Annotated in this window: 14 protein-coding genes and 1 tRNA gene; 9 read left to right on the top strand and 6 right to left on the bottom strand. The window is 67.0% G+C overall.

All coding sequences use genetic code 11. The features are described 5' to 3' along the window. Window positions 1-6 precede the first annotated feature (6 nt). Window positions 7-885, top strand: a complete 879-nt coding sequence (locus tag BW981_RS07495) for a hypothetical protein (protein WP_210188650.1) — start codon at window positions 7-9, stop codon at window positions 883-885. A gap of 175 nt (window positions 886-1,060) precedes the next feature. Here BW981_RS07495 and BW981_RS07490 read toward each other — a convergent pair whose 3' ends face one another. From BW981_RS07490 to mnmA, 4 genes are all read right to left on the bottom strand, one after another. Next, entirely contained in the window at window positions 1,061-2,941 is a 1,881-nt protein-coding gene (locus BW981_RS07490) for a site-specific integrase (RefSeq protein ID WP_139333660.1), read from the bottom strand. Between the two features lie 135 nt (window positions 2,942-3,076). Next, a tRNA-Met gene (locus BW981_RS07485) sits at window positions 3,077-3,153 on the bottom strand. A gap of 94 nt (window positions 3,154-3,247) precedes the next feature. Further along, window positions 3,248-3,889 carry a class I SAM-dependent methyltransferase gene (locus BW981_RS07480; RefSeq protein ID WP_076437681.1) on the bottom strand — a complete coding sequence of 214 codons (642 nt, stop codon included), beginning with the start codon at window positions 3,887-3,889 and terminating at the stop codon, window positions 3,248-3,250. A 39-nt stretch (window positions 3,890-3,928) separates the two neighbouring features. Continuing rightward, window positions 3,929-5,113, bottom strand: a complete 1,185-nt coding sequence (mnmA, locus tag BW981_RS07475) for a tRNA 2-thiouridine(34) synthase MnmA (protein ID WP_076437679.1) — start codon at window positions 5,111-5,113, stop codon at window positions 3,929-3,931. A gap of 262 nt (window positions 5,114-5,375) precedes the next feature. On the opposite strand from mnmA, the gene BW981_RS07470 reads away from it, so the two are divergent. From BW981_RS07470 to BW981_RS07435, 8 genes are all read left to right on the top strand, one after another. Next, entirely contained in the window at window positions 5,376-6,878 is a 1,503-nt protein-coding gene (locus tag BW981_RS07470) for a flagellar hook-length control protein FliK (protein WP_076437677.1), read from the top strand. 14 nt (window positions 6,879-6,892) lie between these two features. Then, window positions 6,893-7,567 carry a flagellar hook assembly protein FlgD gene (locus BW981_RS07465; RefSeq protein WP_076437674.1) on the top strand — a complete coding sequence of 225 codons (675 nt, stop codon included), beginning with the start codon at window positions 6,893-6,895 and terminating at the stop codon, window positions 7,565-7,567. A gap of 107 nt (window positions 7,568-7,674) precedes the next feature. After that, a complete protein-coding gene (locus BW981_RS07460) occupies window positions 7,675-7,950 on the top strand; it encodes a CtrA inhibitor SciP (protein ID WP_076437672.1) in 276 nt (91 codons plus the stop codon). A 199-nt stretch (window positions 7,951-8,149) separates the two neighbouring features. Beyond that, a complete protein-coding gene (gene fliF / locus BW981_RS07455) occupies window positions 8,150-9,826 on the top strand; it encodes a flagellar basal-body MS-ring/collar protein FliF (RefSeq protein ID WP_076437670.1) in 1,677 nt (558 codons plus the stop codon). A 54-nt stretch (window positions 9,827-9,880) separates the two neighbouring features. Beyond that, complete coding sequence (gene fliG, locus BW981_RS07450; RefSeq protein WP_244560264.1) at window positions 9,881-10,921, top strand: flagellar motor switch protein FliG; 1,041 nt, start codon at window positions 9,881-9,883, stop codon at window positions 10,919-10,921. Further along, complete coding sequence (locus BW981_RS07445) at window positions 10,921-11,508, top strand: FliH/SctL family protein (protein WP_076437666.1); 588 nt, start codon at window positions 10,921-10,923, stop codon at window positions 11,506-11,508. The genes fliG and BW981_RS07445 overlap by 1 nt, the downstream gene beginning before the upstream one ends. 11 nt (window positions 11,509-11,519) lie before the next feature. Then, window positions 11,520-11,867 (top strand): flagellar motor switch protein FliN, encoded by a 348-nt coding sequence (gene fliN, locus BW981_RS07440; RefSeq protein WP_076437663.1) that lies wholly within the window; start codon window positions 11,520-11,522, stop codon window positions 11,865-11,867. A 44-nt stretch (window positions 11,868-11,911) separates the two neighbouring features. Beyond that, on the top strand, window positions 11,912-13,276 hold the full coding sequence (locus BW981_RS07435) for a sigma-54-dependent transcriptional regulator FlbD (RefSeq protein WP_076437661.1): 1,365 nt from the start codon (window positions 11,912-11,914) through the stop codon (window positions 13,274-13,276). Between the two features lie 19 nt (window positions 13,277-13,295). Here the strand turns inward: BW981_RS07435 and BW981_RS23015 are convergent, their stop codons facing one another. Both BW981_RS23015 and BW981_RS07425 read right to left on the bottom strand, forming a co-directional pair. Then, complete coding sequence (locus BW981_RS23015) at window positions 13,296-13,616, bottom strand: hypothetical protein (protein ID WP_175624070.1); 321 nt, start codon at window positions 13,614-13,616, stop codon at window positions 13,296-13,298. A gap of 118 nt (window positions 13,617-13,734) precedes the next feature. Then, window positions 13,735-15,171: an MFS transporter gene (locus tag BW981_RS07425; protein WP_244560251.1), complete on the bottom strand. Its 1,437-nt coding sequence runs from the start codon at window positions 15,169-15,171 to the stop codon at window positions 13,735-13,737. Window positions 15,172-15,308: the final 137 nt, after the last annotated feature.

The following is a 15,308-nucleotide window of genomic DNA, read 5'->3' as shown; positions in this document are numbered from 1 at the left end:
ACTATGATGACCAGGACGAACAGCGATGGCCAGACCATCCCGGCGATGCCTCGCCGCATCCGCGAGGAGGGCAGCACGGCCGCCGTCACGCACTATGTCGAGACGCGCTGGCCCGCCATCGGCGGCAAGGATCTCGTGCCGCTCCCCGAGGGCGCCTTCCTCGATCCCGAGTTCGCCGATGCTTACCAGCCCAGCCACGTCGCCTATGTCTATGTCGCCGGCTCCGGCGACACGCTGAAGGCGCCCGACCAGCCGACCGGTCTCCATGGCCTGGCGCGGCGCTTCGCGCTGCCGCTGTTCAAGATCTCCGCGACCGCCTCGGAGAACGCGCTCGCCCGGATCGAGGACATCAATCTCGAGCGCTACGCCGGGATGTACGAGGCCGAGGCCGGCCTCGCCTGTGATCCGGGCTACGACAACTGGCGCCTCGTCCTCATCCACCCCTCGCGCAAGCCTCTCCTGGGAGCTCCCGTCGAGGCGCGCCCGCGTGTCATCCGCGTCGTCCTGCCGAGCGGGCTCTCCCTGATCGGCTTCGAGAAGGAACTCCATGAGCGGCTGAGCCCGGCTGCACTGCGCGGCTGGATCGCCTCGCCGGCCGGACGCCGGCACTGCGCCGATCTGCGCCTCGACCCGCGCGAGGCCATCCGTCTCACCGGCTACAACACCGGCGAAGGCGAGCGCGTCAGCCGGGCCGATGAGATCTACATCTTCAAGCCTCGGCTCGATGGTGGGCGCCTGCTGACGATCATCGAGCGCATCGTCCATGAATTCGTCGTCCGCGACGCCGCCAACGATCGCCCGAGCTGGGGCTGGGTCGCCCCGAACCAGGGTCTCGGCGTCAGCCGCTTCACCCAGCTCGCGCGGAACGCTTCGCCGGTCGCCTGAACAGTCAGTTCTCGGACGGCTCGAGCCGAGCCGTCCGCATCTGGATGAGGCTGCCGTTGTTTCCCAACGCCGCGCCAGCTTCAGAAGAACACCCGTTCACGTCCTGGGAGGAGCCGCCTGAGAGCCGTGATGTGAGCCATACCTGCGACACAGAGATTTTGGCCGGCCTCCTGACCTAGGACACGTCCTGCGCTTTTTTCCGGCGCGCTGGAGGCCGCTCCGGCCGGATCAGAACCAGTTCTCCTCGATCCGCTCTCTCCTTGGCCAGCATCAGGATACCGCGCATTGCTTCGATGAGCGGCGTCTCGATACCCGTGATTTCGCGCAGTTCGCTGGTCGAGAGGAGGCCTTTCCGGCCGTAGTTTCCGGCGGCATTTGCGGCATGGGAATGCCCGAGGACCCGATCGCGCGTCCTTTGCGGCAGCCGGAGTTGATCGATCATATCCGCCATCATGTGGCGTGTGCTGTATAGCGTCACGTCCTGACGCGTGACGATTTTCTTCTGGTTCTTGAGATACTGCCAGCTCTTGGTGATGGCCTGGCTCCAGCGCATCCGTCCGTCCGGTTTTTGATAAGGCTCGAGGTCGGGCAGCAGGCGCGTCTTGCCGAGTTTTCTCATATGGTCGCGATGGTCGAGAAGGCCGAGCTCGATCAACAGCGGGTGGAGCGGCACGATGCGTGCCGAGGCCCCGGTCTTGAGGTCGCGCATCTCAGCCAACGTGACGCGTCCTTTGCGGGCGTCGAAGGGGCGCAGATCAAGATAGGCGAGGCCGTCGGCTTCCCCAATGTCATCAAGCGCGAGAGGGCCGACTTCACCTGGCCTCATGCCCGTCAGCAGGAGGATCAGATAGGTCCAGTAGAGGGACCCCTGGATGAGGTATTTGCCTTCCGTCCAGATGCGTTCGTGGCTGTGGCAGCCGGTGAACAGAGGCAGGCGTAGGATGGCGAGGACCTCGTCATCGTCGAAGCTGTCGCGCGGCAAGCTGGCCCGGTTCTGCTGAGTCACCATGTTCAGCGCCGGCTTGATCGTCATCAACCCATTCGCATGCAGCCAGCCGAAGAACCGATTGAGTCCGGAATGATAGTTGTTTCTGATGGTTGTTTTCGTCGCCTTTTCCAGAGGCGTCAGCGGGTTGTTCAGCGCGTGGAGATAGCGTGCATGGAGGGAACGTCCGATGGCGTTTGGGATGTTCTTTCGTGTTGGGATATTCGGAATTTCCAGATTGAGGGTCCGGAACTCTTCGTGACTGTAGGCCGCCGGGCGCTTGTTCCCGAGAAGGTCGAGCATGAAGGCGACGATCGGTCCGGTTTCGCTGCGGGCGCGATCATCGCCGTGGCGCTTGCGCTCATCGTCAAGGAACCTTTCGAAGTAGTCTCCCATGAGGTGCCCTCCGCCGCTACTCGCAACTGGAAGCTCGATCGGCGCAGTGGGCGTGGGGGAAGGTGTCTGCTCGCTCGTCGTCGACAAAGTCGGAACGAGAGACCAGGCGGTTTCGGCCGAGGAGGCGTGGATGTCGGGCTCGGTGGCGAACGGGGAAGTCTCAGGTGTCGGCGGGTGGGGCGTCAGCGCCGCAAAGCGGCGGTCCCGCGCTGCCCGCCACGCGCTGGCCCGTCCGGCTTCATAGGCCTCGGAGACATCGTCCGTCCGTTTCAGCGACCGTTCCGCGCTCAGGTTCCGTTCGCAGAAGTTCATCCAGAGCTCATTGAAGATCGGGTCCCGGTCGAGCGCAGGCATCTCGTCGATAAGCCGACGTACGACATGCTCGTAGGCCCGACGCCGCTCGAGCTTGTCCATGATCTCGCTAGGAGCGTCGAGGCGGAACATCCTCAACTGGGCCATCACGGCTTCGCGGCGCTCGGCCAGGTTGGTTGCGTTCTGCAAGGGAACGAGCCTCGTCAGATCATCCGCCAGGGCACGGCGGGCAGTCCGATAGTCGCTCGTTCCGAGTGAATATCGAACTAAGCGGCTGGATGAAGCCCCGGAGAAGGCCTTCAGTCGAATCTGCAGGTAGTAGCGACCGCCTTCGCGGCGGGTGAGATGGGAAGAGCGGGCCACGCGACGTCTCGCCAGCAAGCGGAATCGGTGTGAGACATCCCTGTGAGATGTCTCACAGTCCGCAGGTGTGAGGCGCTCGAAAAGAATCGATAGATTTCAAAACCTTGAACGCTGTCGGAGGTTCAAGGGAAATGGTGGTAGCGGGAGAGGGACTTGAACCCCCGACACGCGGATTATGATTCCGCTGCTCTAACCAGCTGAGCTACCCCGCCACAGGGTCCGGCCGCCGGAGGCGCCCGTCACAGGGGCGCGATATAGGCGGCGCCCCTTGTCCTCGTCAAGCCTCGCGGCGGGAATATTCCGTGTTCAAGAGGCCAGAGACGCCAGCTTGCGCAGGCGCACCACCTTGAAATAGCCGCGCCCGACATGGACCGTCTCATAGCGTCCGCTGGCCGCGGCCCAGTTGGTGAGACGGCTGACCTTGAAGTCGCTGCTCCAGCCGACGGCCTTCGCAAGCGGCGCGACGGCCGCCCAGAACGGCGCCAGGAGACCGCCATCGTCGACGAGGCGGCTGGAGATGATGATTTCGCCGCCGGGCTTCAACACCCGGTCCATCTCGGCCAGCGCCTGCTCGGGCTTGGGAACCAGCGTGATGACGAACTGGGCGGTGACCGCGTCGAAACGCTCGGCGGCGAAGCCGAGGCGGCAGGCATCCATGACGGTGAGCCCACGCACATGGGCGAGCTTCTGCCCGGTGACCTTGCGCTGGGCGACGCGCAGCATGTCGAGCGAGAGATCGGCCCCGACGACCCGGCTGCCCGGATCGAAATAGGCCAGGGTCAGCCCGGTGCCGACGCCGATTTCCAGGATCTCCGGTCCGCAGGCGCAGGCGGCGGCCACGGCCTCGCGCTGCGGGCGCGCCAGCATGCGCTGGTAGATCTTGTCGTAGAATTTGGCCCAGGTCGCATAGACGCGCTTCTGGCTGTCGAGGTCGTAAGTCACCGGCATCGGCGGTTCCGCATAAGAGAGACGCGCGGCTGAGCGCCGTCAGGACAGGGCGAGCGCGGCGGGGGAAACCGCATGCGGGATCAACGCCGGACGGCGCAGGATCGTACCGCCGCCGAGGACCCGGGCGCCGGGGCCGGCATCGGCGTAGATCACGCAGGCCTGGCCGGGCGAGACGCCCTCCTCGTCGTCGGCGAGCTCGACCCGCAGGCCATCCTCGTCGCGCGAGAGCCGCGCGGGGCGCGGGGCGCGGGTGGAGCGGACGCGCACAGCGACGTCGATCCCCTCGGCGGGCAGCGCGTCCAGAGCGGTTTCGCCCAGCCAGTTGACGTCGCGCAGCCGGATCTCCCGCACGCTGAGAGCCTCGCGCGGACCGACGATGACACGGGCGCCGTCGGCATCGAGGCGCAACACATAGAGCGGCTCGCCCGCGCTGATTCCCAGGCCCTTGCGCTGCCCGACCGTGTAATGCAGCACGCCGTCATGGTGGCCGAGCACCCGGCCGTCGAGATGGACGATCTCGCCCGGGCGGGCTGCACCGGGCTTCAGCCGCTCGATCACGTCGGCATAGCGGCCGTTCGGGACGAAGCAGATGTCCTGGCTGTCCGGCTTGTCGGCAATGGCGAGGCCGAGTTCGGCGGCGAGCGCGCGGGTCTGCGCCTTATCGATGTGGCCGAGCGGGAAGCGCAGCAGGTCGAGCTGCTCCTGCGTCGTGGCGTAGAGGAAATAGCTCTGGTCGCGGTTCATGTCCGCCGCGCGGAACAGGCCACGATGGCCGTCGCCAAGATCGCGGCTGACGACGTAATGGCCGGTGGCGAGCGCATCGGCCCCGAGCTCCTTCGCCAGATCGAGCAGATCGCGGAACTTCACCGTCCGGTTGCATTCGACGCAGGGGATGGGCGTCTCGCCGGCGAGGTAGCTCTCGGCGAAGCGCTCGATCACGGCGTCGCGGAAGCGGCTCTCGTAATCCAGCACGTAATGGGGAATGCCGATGGCTTCGGCGACGCGGCGCGCATCGTGAATGTCCTGCCCGGCACAGCAGGAGCCCGCCCGGTGAACCGCGGCGCCGTGATCGTAGAGCTGCAGCGTGACGCCGACGACGTCGTAGCCCTCGCGCTTCAGGAGGGCCGCGACCACCGACGAGTCGACGCCGCCCGACATCGCTGCGACGACGCGGGTCGCAGCCGGCGGCTTGGCGATGTCGAGGGAGTTGCGGGGCGTGGTCATCGACGAAAAAGGGTTTCCGGGGCGCGCTTGGATCTTCCAGGGCGCTCTTGGCGCCGATGGCGGCTTCTATACCGGCTTTGGCCGAAGCCTGCCAGCGCGATCGGCAATTCCTGCCGGGGGAGGGTCCGCGCCGAGCGATTCCTGCCGCTGGCGGAACCGGAGCTCTCGTCTAAGTCATTGCATTCCTTGAAAGCGGACATGGCTTGCAACTTGCTGCATCAGGGGCGGGCCACCTTATCCGGCTCGCCTCGCGGACCTGTCCATGGCTATCGATCCGGTGTTTTCCTCCCCCTCCGCAGCGGACCCGCCTCCGCAGCGCAGCCGTGCGCCCCAAACGGCGCGCGAGAGCCGGGACTTCGCGCTGCCGGATGCGCAGGACGAGAAGCGTCCCGCGCCGGACAAGAGCGCCGCCACGCGAGATTCATCGGCCCCGGCCGATGCCAAGACGCCCGATGCCGGCAAAGGTGACCCGCCGGCGGCGGAAGCGAAATCGCCCGGAACGGCGGTGCCCAAGCCCTCCGACGGTTCGTCCGCACCGCCGGCTGCACCGACGGGCGGACAGGTCGCGGCCGGGCAGAAGCCACAGGTTCCGGCCACCGATATCGGCGCCATTGCGAGCATCCTCGCGGCTGCCGAAGAAGCGACCGGCAAGGGCACGGGAACCCAGGCCGCCGGCGCCGAGGCTGCGGAAGCAGGGACGGTGCCCCTGGTGGTCAAGCCGGGCAAGAAAAAGGCCGGCGATGAGGCCGAGGTTGCCGGCCCCGCCCCGGAGCCGGCCTCCGCCCCTGCGCAAGCGGCGGGGACCGTTGCGGCCGCGCCCGATCTCGCGATTTTGCCCGGCACCGGAGCAACGGCCGTTGAGGGGCAAAGCGGTGCCGAGGCGCAGGGCGAGGCGGGTGCGGTCCCCGTGGGGGCGAACACGCGCGGCGCAACTGCGACCGTACTCCAGCATATCGGCAAGGGTACGCCCGGCATCGCTGTTGCGGGCGGACAGCCGGCGGAGGCAGGCAAGGTCGACGATAAGTCCGGCGGACTGCCCGCTGCGCAGCTGGCGGCCAAGGGTCATGCGGGACTCGGGGCCGCCGCTCCTGCCAAGACCGATGCCGGCCCGGCTCCCCTGACGCAGCCGAGCGGACAGCCTGCACAGGCTGAAAGCAAGCTGCCCGAAACCCTCCAGCAGGCGCTGGCGCCGATCGATCTCTCGGCGCTGGTCGCGCAGGCATCGGGCAAGCCCGCGGCCGCCCATCCGCAAGCGGCCGCCCTCCTGGACCCGGCCGCAGCGCAGGCGCAGCCTGCGCCTCAGGCACAGGCGAACGGCACTGCCGTGCCGACGCCGCTGCATCTCGTTCCCATCGAGATCGGCATGCGCGCTCTGGCCGGCGCGAAAAGCTTCGATATCCGGCTCGACCCGGCCGAGCTCGGCCGCGTCGACGTCAATCTCTCGATTTCAGACAAGGGCGAGGTCAGAGCGAGGCTCGTGGTCGACCGGGTCGAGACCCTGCACCTGCTGCAGCGCGATGCACGCACGCTGGAGCGCGCCTTCGAACAGGCCGGCCTGAAGCCGTCCGACAGCGGCGTCGATATCACGTTGCGGGACAATTCCGAGCAGGCCTTCCGCCAGCAACGGCAGCAGGACGAGGCCCCGCAACGGCAGCGGCACGCCCCCCAGAGCGACGAAGCCGATGCGATCGGCGGCGTGGCCGCCGTCGCGCCCCAGTCTTCACGCCAGATCGTCCGCCTTGGCGGCGTCGATCTCAGCATCTGAACGAGGACCGTCCCATGGCGATCTCGAACGTCTCCAACTCATCCTCGTCCAGCGGCACGAGCAGCTCGTCGAGCAGCTCCAGCAGCGCGAAGGGCATCGCCAACAATTTCGACCAGTTCCTGACACTGCTGACGACGCAGCTGAAGAACCAGTCCCCGCTCGACCCCCTGGATACCAACCAGTTCACGCAGCAGCTCGTTCAGTTCGCCGGTGTCGAGCAGCAGCTCAAGGCCAACGATACGCTGAGCTCGCTGCTCAGCCTGAGCGCGGCCGGAACCGCAACCAATGCGGTCGGCTTCATCGGCTCGACCATCACCGCGGATGGGGCGACGGCCCAGCTTTCCGGCGGCGCGGCCGCGTGGAAAGTGAACTCCTCGGCCGCCGGCAACGCCACGGTTACGATCAAGGATGCCAATGGCAGCGTCGTGCAGACGATGACACGCAGTCTCGTGGCCGGCGACCAGACCTTGACCTGGGACGGCAAGACCTCGATCGGCACCGCGGCGCCGGACGGGGCTTACACTGTCACAATCGACGGCCGCAGCGTGTCGGGCGATGCGCTGACCGTGAAGACGCAGATCGGCGGCGTGGTCGACGGCGTCGACTTCACCTCCTCGATCCCGACCCTCAAGATCGGCGCGATCAGCGTCCCGATCGACAAGGTCAAGGGTGTGGTGCGCACCAAGTGACCCGTCCGAATCACTCTCGGACATCCCGAGCCATCGTTTTAGCCAAATCTTAAAACCGCATGGATACGCTCATCTCCAGTAGGTCTGTTGAGTTGTGTGAGAGTATCATGACCGAGCCAATGCGACCGCGGGTGAAGTACGTGATCGGACCGGACGGAAGTCCGCTGACGATCGCGGACCTCCCGCCGATGAATACGAGGCGTTGGGTCATCCGGCGCAAGGCCGAGGTGGTCGCCGCCGTTCGCGGCGGCCTGCTGAGCCTGGAGGAGGCGTGTCAGCGCTATACCCTGACGGTGGACGAATTCCTCAGCTGGCAGATGTCGATCGATCAGCATGGCCTGGCCGGTCTGCGGACCACGCGCATCCAGCATTACCGTCAGTAACACCTGATTTCATTGCCGTTTCGGCGGACGCCGGTCTCATCGAGGCCGGCGTTTTCGCGTTTGCCCCTGCCACTTCCCACCGAAAGTTAACGCCGCGCCGGGAAAAATTAACCGGGCGCTAACCATGCACCGGGAAAAACTTGCCTAGTGGACCGTGCCGAACGCGCGGGAGCCACGGTCTTGTGGAACGGATGGCGGCGTGAACGCGGTTATCGAGCAGTTTGCCAGGTTCGGCGCGGCGCGGCTGGCGGCGATGCTGGCTGTCACGCTCGCGCTCGTGGGCTTCTTCGCCTTCGTGATGGTCCGCATGTCGCAGCCGTCGATGAGCGTGCTCTTCGCCGACCTGTCGAGCCAGGACGTCAGTGCGGTCGTGAAGGACCTCGACACCCGCGGGATCAAATACGAGCTGCGCGGAGACGGGCAGACCATCCTGGTGCCGAAGACGGACGTGACCCGGTTGCGGATGGACCTCGCCGGCAAGGGCATTCCCGCCGGCGGCGGCGTCGGCTACGAAATCTTCGACAAGGGCGACGCCTTCTCCTCGACCAGTTTCGTCCAGAACATCAATCACCTGCGCGCGCTCGAGGGCGAACTTTCGCGCACCATCCGTTCGATCAGCCGGGTGCAGGCGGCGCGCGTCCATCTCGTGATCCCGGAACGCCGGCTGTTCGAACGCGACCGGGAGCCGCCGCGGGCCTCGATCGCCTTGAAGCTCGCCGGCGAGCTCGACGCCGCGCAGGTGCGCGCCGTGCGTCATCTCGTGGCGTCGGCGGTCGACGGTCTGAAGCCGGAGCGGGTCTCGATCGTCGACGAGCGGGGCCGCCTGCTCGCCGATGGGGCCCAGGGGGATTCCGGCCTGGCGGGCCTCGGTATCGAGGAGCGCCAGACCGCGATCGAAAAGCGCCTCAAGGCGCAGGTCGAGGATATCGTTGCCAGCGTCGTCGGCTATGGCCGGGCGCGGGTGCAGGTCTCGGCCGCGCTCGACACCAACCGCATCGAAAGCCGGTCGGAGAGCTTCGACCCGGAGAGCAAGGTTCTGCGCTCCAGCCAGAACCGCACCGAGGCCTCGACCACGACCGATGGTAACGGCACCGTGACGGTCGGCAACGAGTTGCCCGGCGCACAGCAGGCGCAAGGGGCGCAGCAGAACCAGCGCGAGAATTCCCAGAAGAACGAGGAGGTCGCCAATTACGAGATCTCCAAGACCGTCCGCACCGAGATGCAGGAGGGCGGCCGGGTCAAGAAGCTCTCCGTCGCGGTGCTGGTGGACGGCGTCTATACCCGTGCGCCGAATGGCGAGGCCTCCTACCAGCCCCGCAGCAACGAGGATCTCGACCGGATCGGCGAGCTGGTGCGCACCGCAGTGGGCTTCGATCAGAGCCGGGGCGACAAGGTCGAGGTCGTGAACCTGCGTTTCGCAGAGGCTCCGGCCGCGCCCAGCGATCTCGTCGAGCAGAGCTTCGTGCAGCAGCTCATGTCCTTTACGCGAGAGGATCTGGTGCGCTTTGCCGAGCTCGGTGTCATCTCGCTCATGACCCTGGTCGTGCTGATGACGGTCGTCCGGCCGCTGCTGAAGCAGGTTCTCGCCTCGGACAACAGCGGCGGCATGCGCCCTCTGCCGAGCTTCATGCGCACCGGCGCGATCGCTGGCCCGGCGGATGGGACGGGCGATCCGGCTGCCGCGCCTCGTCCGGCCACCAGAGAGGTCAGCATGGCCGACTTCGAGATGCCGTCCGAAAAGATGCTCGCCATCGCCCAGGTCAAGGGCCAGCTCAAGGCGCAGTCCGTCGAGAAGATTGGTGCGCTCGTCTCGCAGAACCCGGCGGATTCGGTTGCGGTCCTGCGCAGCTGGATCCACGAAAAAGCGCCCGCGTAACCGGCCGGTTGAACCATGGCAGAACCCAACCCCATCGCAACCCGCAACACCGGCATGATCGACGGCATCGAGGGCTATGCCGGCGGCGTGACCACCGTTGCCGAGATGACCGGCCCGCAGCGCGCGGCGGTCATCCTGCTCGTGCTCGGGGAAGAGCACGGCCGCACCATCTGGCAGCAGTTCGACGACGACGAGATCCGCATCATCACCCGCTCCATGGCCGAACTCGGCACCGTCGATGCCGACGAGGTCGAGAGGCTGATGCTCGACTTCGTCGGCAAGCTCTCCAGCGCCGGCGCCGTGACCGGCTCCTTCGACCGCACCATCTCGCTGCTGGAGAAGATCCTCCCGAGCGATCAGGTTGCGCTGATCATGGAGGAAATCCGGGGTCCGGCCGGCCGCAACATGTGGCAGAAGCTCGGCAATATCGATGCCGTGGTCCTCGCCAACTTCCTCAAGAACGAGTACCCGCAGACCATCGCCGTCATCCTCTCGAAGATCCGGCCGGAGCACGCCGCGAACGTGCTGCGCAACCTGCCCAACGACCTTTCGATCGAGGTTGTCGGCCGGATGCTGCGGCTTGAATCGGTGCAGAAGGAAGCGCTCGACCATATCGAGAACACGCTGCGCACCGAATTCGTCTCGACGCTGACGCAGACGCGGCGGCGCGATCCGCACGAGATGATGGCGGAAATCTTCAACGGCTTCGACCGGCAGACCGAGATGCGCTTCCTCGCCGAGCTGGACGCCTCCAACCAGGAGGCGGCGGAGCGCATCCGCGCGCTCATGTTCACGTTCGACGATCTGGCAAAGCTCGACCAGGCCGGCCTGCAGACGCTGGTGAGCCAGGCCGACAAGGACGCGCTGGCGCGCGCGCTGAAGGGGGCGAGCCAGCCGATGCGCGACTTCTTCTTCGGCGCGATGTCCCAGCGCGCCGCCAAGAACATGCAGGACGACATGGATTCGCTCGGACCCTTGCGCCTCAAGGATGTCGACGAGGCGCAGACCAAGCTGGTGCAACTCACCAAGGAACTCGCGGAGAAGGGCGAGATCGTGCTCTCCAAGGGCGGCGCCGACGACGAGCTGGTGTACTGATGGCGGCTGCGACGAAATTCATGTTCGGCACCGATTTCCGCGAGGGCAGCCGCAAGGCGGCCGGCGAGGCGGAGGTGGCTGCGGCTCGGGCGGAAGGCTTCCGCCTCGGGCATGAACAGGGCCGCAACGAGGCGGAGGGGCAACTGGGCGGCCTGGCCGCGCAACTCGCCCGCTCGGCCGAGCGGCTCTTCGCGCTGGAAGAAGCCCGGGTGGCCTCGCTCGAGGAGCAGGCTGCAGATATCGCGATCGCGGTTGCAAAGGCCATTGCCGGCGCGGCGCTGGACGAAAAACCGCTGGCGACGCTCGCTGGAGCCGTGCGCGAATGCCTGAGCCACGCCCGGCAGGCGCCGCATCTGGTGGTGCGCGTCCATGAATCGGCGGTCGAAGCGGCCGAGGAACTGGTGAAGCGGCTGTCGCTCGAACACGGCTTCTCGGGCCGCCTGATCGTGCTCGGCGAACCCGACATCACGCCCGGCGACGGACGGATCGAATGGGCGGACGGCGGCTTCGTCATGGATCGCGAACGGCTCTCGACCCTGATCGAGCAGGCCGTCGCCACTGTTTTTCCTGCCCGCGCGGGTCATTGAAGGTCTGAGCCATGAGCCAGGACAGCGATCTCAACCTGCCGCCGCTGAACAATGCGGATCTCTCCTTCGATCACGAAGGGTCCGTGGCGCGGTCCGGCCCCGTGCCGGTCAAGACCGCCGAGGACCTCGAGCAGGTCTTCGACGTGCCGGTCACGGTCTCGGCCGTGCTCGGCTCCTCGAAGGTCGCGGTCGGCGACCTGCTCCAGATCGTGCCGGGGGCCGTGATCGAGCTCGACCGGCGCGTCGGCGAGGCCATCGACATCTTCGTGAACGAGCGGCTGGTGGCGCGCGGGGAAGTCGTCGTCGTCGAGGACCGCCTCGGCGTGACCATGACTGAAATCATCAAGGCGGACCGGTGAGAGCCGTGCCCGCCTGTTCTGCATCGCATGAAAGGACCTGAGCCATGCGCCTCATCATCGCCGGCGGTCTCAAGGGCCAGATCATCGCAGCGGCCAAGATCGCGATGTCGAAGGGTGCCGCGGTCACCCATACCGAGTCGCTGGACCAGACGCTCGCCGTGCTGCGGGCGAAGGGCGCCGACCTGCTGATGATCGACGTGGTGCAGCCGATCGCGGCCTATGTGGCGGCGCTCGAGGCCGAGCGCATCCGCACGCCGATCATCGCCTGCGGCACCTCGACCGATGCGCGGGCGGCCGTCGCGGCGATCCAGGCCGGCGCGCGCGAATACGTGCCGCTGCCGCCCGATCCGGAGCTGATCGCGGCGGTTCTGGAGGCGGTGGCCTCCGACCAGACGAGCCTGATCTGGAAGGATCCGGCGATGGAACGCGTCGTCCAGCTCGCCACCCAGATCGCGCGTTCGGAGGCGCCGGTGCTGGTGACCGGCGAGAGCGGAACCGGCAAGGAGGTGATCGCGCGCCATCTCCATCAGAAATCAGGCCGCAAGGACAAGCCCTTCGTCGCGGTGAACTGCGCGGCGATTCCGGACAACCTGCTGGAATCGGAGCTTTTCGGACATGAGAAGGGCGCCTTTACCGGTGCCATCGCCCGGCGCATCGGCAAGTTCGAGGAAGCGAACGGGGGCACGCTGCTGCTCGACGAGGTCTCGGAGATGGATGTCAGGCTGCAGGCCAAGCTGCTGCGCGCCCTGCAGGAGCGGATGATCGACCGCGTCGGCGGCACCCAGCCCGTGAAGGTCGATATCCGCATCATCGCGACCTCCAACCGCAACCTCGGCGATGCCGTCCGGGACGGCCTGTTTCGCGAAGACCTGTTCTATCGGCTGAACGTCGTGCATCTGCGCCTGCCTGCGCTGCGCGAGCGGCCGGGCGACATCCTGGCGCTGGCCGACCATTTCGCGAAGAAGTATGCCGAACTGAACGGCCTGCCGATCCGCCCCGTGGCCGCAGATGCGCGCAAGGTGCTGCTGGCCAATGGCTGGCGCGGCAATGTGCGAGAGCTGGAGAACACCATCCACCGCGCGGTGCTGCTGGCGAGCGGTCCTGAAATCGGCGCCTCCGCGGTGCTGACGCCGGAAGGCGAGGCGCTCGGCCCTGTGGCTGGACGCGATACGGCGTCCCGCGCGGCTCAGACCGCGGAGGCGATGACGCGGTCGCTGGTGGGGAACACGGTGGCCGATGTCGAGCGGGAGCTGATCCTCGACACGCTCGACCACTGCCTCGGCAATCGCACTCACGCGGCGAAAATTCTCGGGATTTCCATCCGCACGCTGCGCAACAAGCTCAGCGAGTACAGCTCCGCGGGCATCACCGTCGCCGAACCGGGTCAGACGCGCATCAGCGCCGCCTGACCCGGCCGGTCACCGGAGACTACCAGTAGCGGCGGCGGCGGTAATAGGGCCGCGGGCGATAGTAATATCGCGGCCGATAATAGGGGCGCGGCCGATAATAGGGCCGGCGGTAATAGCCATATCGCGGCCGGCGGTAATAATAGTACTGACTGAATTCGGCGTCGGTCCTGTCCAGCGCGTCCTTGGTCTCGGCCAGCACTGCCTCATCGGTCTCGGCCGGGCCGGGTTCGGGCTTCAGGGCCGGCTTTGGCTGGGGTGCAGCCTCGGCTGCGGCGATGCCGCCCATGCCGGCGGCGGCAAGGCCCCCGACCAGCGTCATCAGGAATGAGCGTCTGTCCACGACGACCTCCAGAGAGTTTCCACCACATCGTCCACGATCCTAAACGGAGAAGGCGGACAGACCATAATGCATTCGAAGGATGCTTTGTTCCAGCCGGCGCCTGTCGCGCTGCCATCCTTCAGTCCGCCGCGGTCAGCGGCCGGGCCACGCTTTCCAGCGGCTGCCGCTCGGCCCTGACGGCGAAGCGGGCGGCTACGAAGGCCGCCGCGAGCATCAGCGCCGCACCGAACAGATAGCCGCCGAAGACGCTGCCGCGCGAGCCGGTGTCGATCAGGGCGCCGAAAAGCCAGGGCCCGGCGACGCCGCCGGCCCCCGTGCCGACGGCGTAGAACAGGGCGATGGCGAGCGCCCGCATCTCGACCGGGAAGGTTTCGGACACGGTGAGATAGGCGGAACTCGCCGCGGCCGAGGCGAAGAAGAACACCACGCTCCAGCACGCCGTCAGCTGGCTCGCGCTCAGCAGGTCGCGCCAGAACAGGTAGCCCGTGCCGGCGAGGAGCAGGCCGGACAGGGCGTAGGTCGCGGCGATCATGGCGCGCCGGCCGACCGTGTCGAAGAGCCGGCCGATCAGCAGGGGCCCCAGGAAGTTTCCGGCGGCGAAGGGCAGGATGAACCAGCCGATCGAGGCCGAGGGGATCTGGTAGAAATCGGTCAGGATCAGGGCGTAGGTGAAGAAGATCGCGTTGTAGAAGAAGGCCTGCGCCACCATCAGGGCCAGGCCCACGAGCGCCCGGCTGCGGTGAACCACGAACAGCGTATGGAAGACTTCCGCGAGCGGCGTCGCGGCCCGCGGGCGCAATCGCGTCAGGGGCAGCACCTCGCCCGGCGGTGGCGTGAACCCGGCCCGCCGCTCGATGTCGGCGACGATGGCGGCGGCGCGCTCGGGCTGGCCGTGGCTGATCAGCCAGCGCGGGCTCTCTGGCAGCCATTGGCGCAGGAACAGGATGAACAGGCCGAGGACCGCACCGATGAAGAAGGCGAGGCGCCAGCCATGCTCAGGATTGAAATGCGCGGGGTCGAGCAGCACGATCGCGCCTGCCGCGCCGATGGCCGCGCCGATCCAGAAGGAGCCGTTGATGACGAGGTCCGTCCAGCCGCGAACGCGCGCGGGGATCAGCTCCTGGATCGTCGAGTTGATCGCCGTGTATTCGCCGCCGATCCCCATGCCGGTCAGGAAGCGGAAGAGCAGGAAGCTCCAGAGGTTCCAGGAGAAGGCGGTGGCCGCGGCCGCCACCAGGTAAACCAGCAGGGTGATCGTGAAGAGCTTCTTGCGGCCGAGCCGGTCCGTCATCCAGCCGAAGAGCACCGCGCCGATCACCGCGCCGGCGATATAGGCGGCGCCCGCCATCCCGATTTCCGTGTTGGTGAAGCGGAGGACCGGGCTTTCCTTCAGCGCGCCCGAGACCGCGCCCGCCAGCGTCACTTCGAGCCCGTCGAGGATCCAGGTGATGCCGAGCGCGGCCACGACGAGGGTATGGAAACGCGACCAGGGCAAGCGATCGAGACGGGCAGGCACGTCGGTTTCGACGATGGCAGTGTGCTGGGCCTGTCGCACGGTTCCCCCGATCCGTCCGTGCCTGCGGCACGCCTCAACGGCCGGCTACACTCCCGGCCTGTCTTTCGCAGCGACAACAAGGGGTGCGCATCAAATGTTCCTGATCGGGCGAGCCTCCGAATCTTAACCACTCGTTC

The sequence above is a fragment of the Allobosea sp. TND4EK4 genome, assembly GCF_900156025.1.
Lineage (GTDB): Bacteria > Pseudomonadota > Alphaproteobacteria > Rhizobiales > Beijerinckiaceae > Allobosea.
This window is presented reverse-complemented; position numbering and strand designations above follow the sequence as displayed.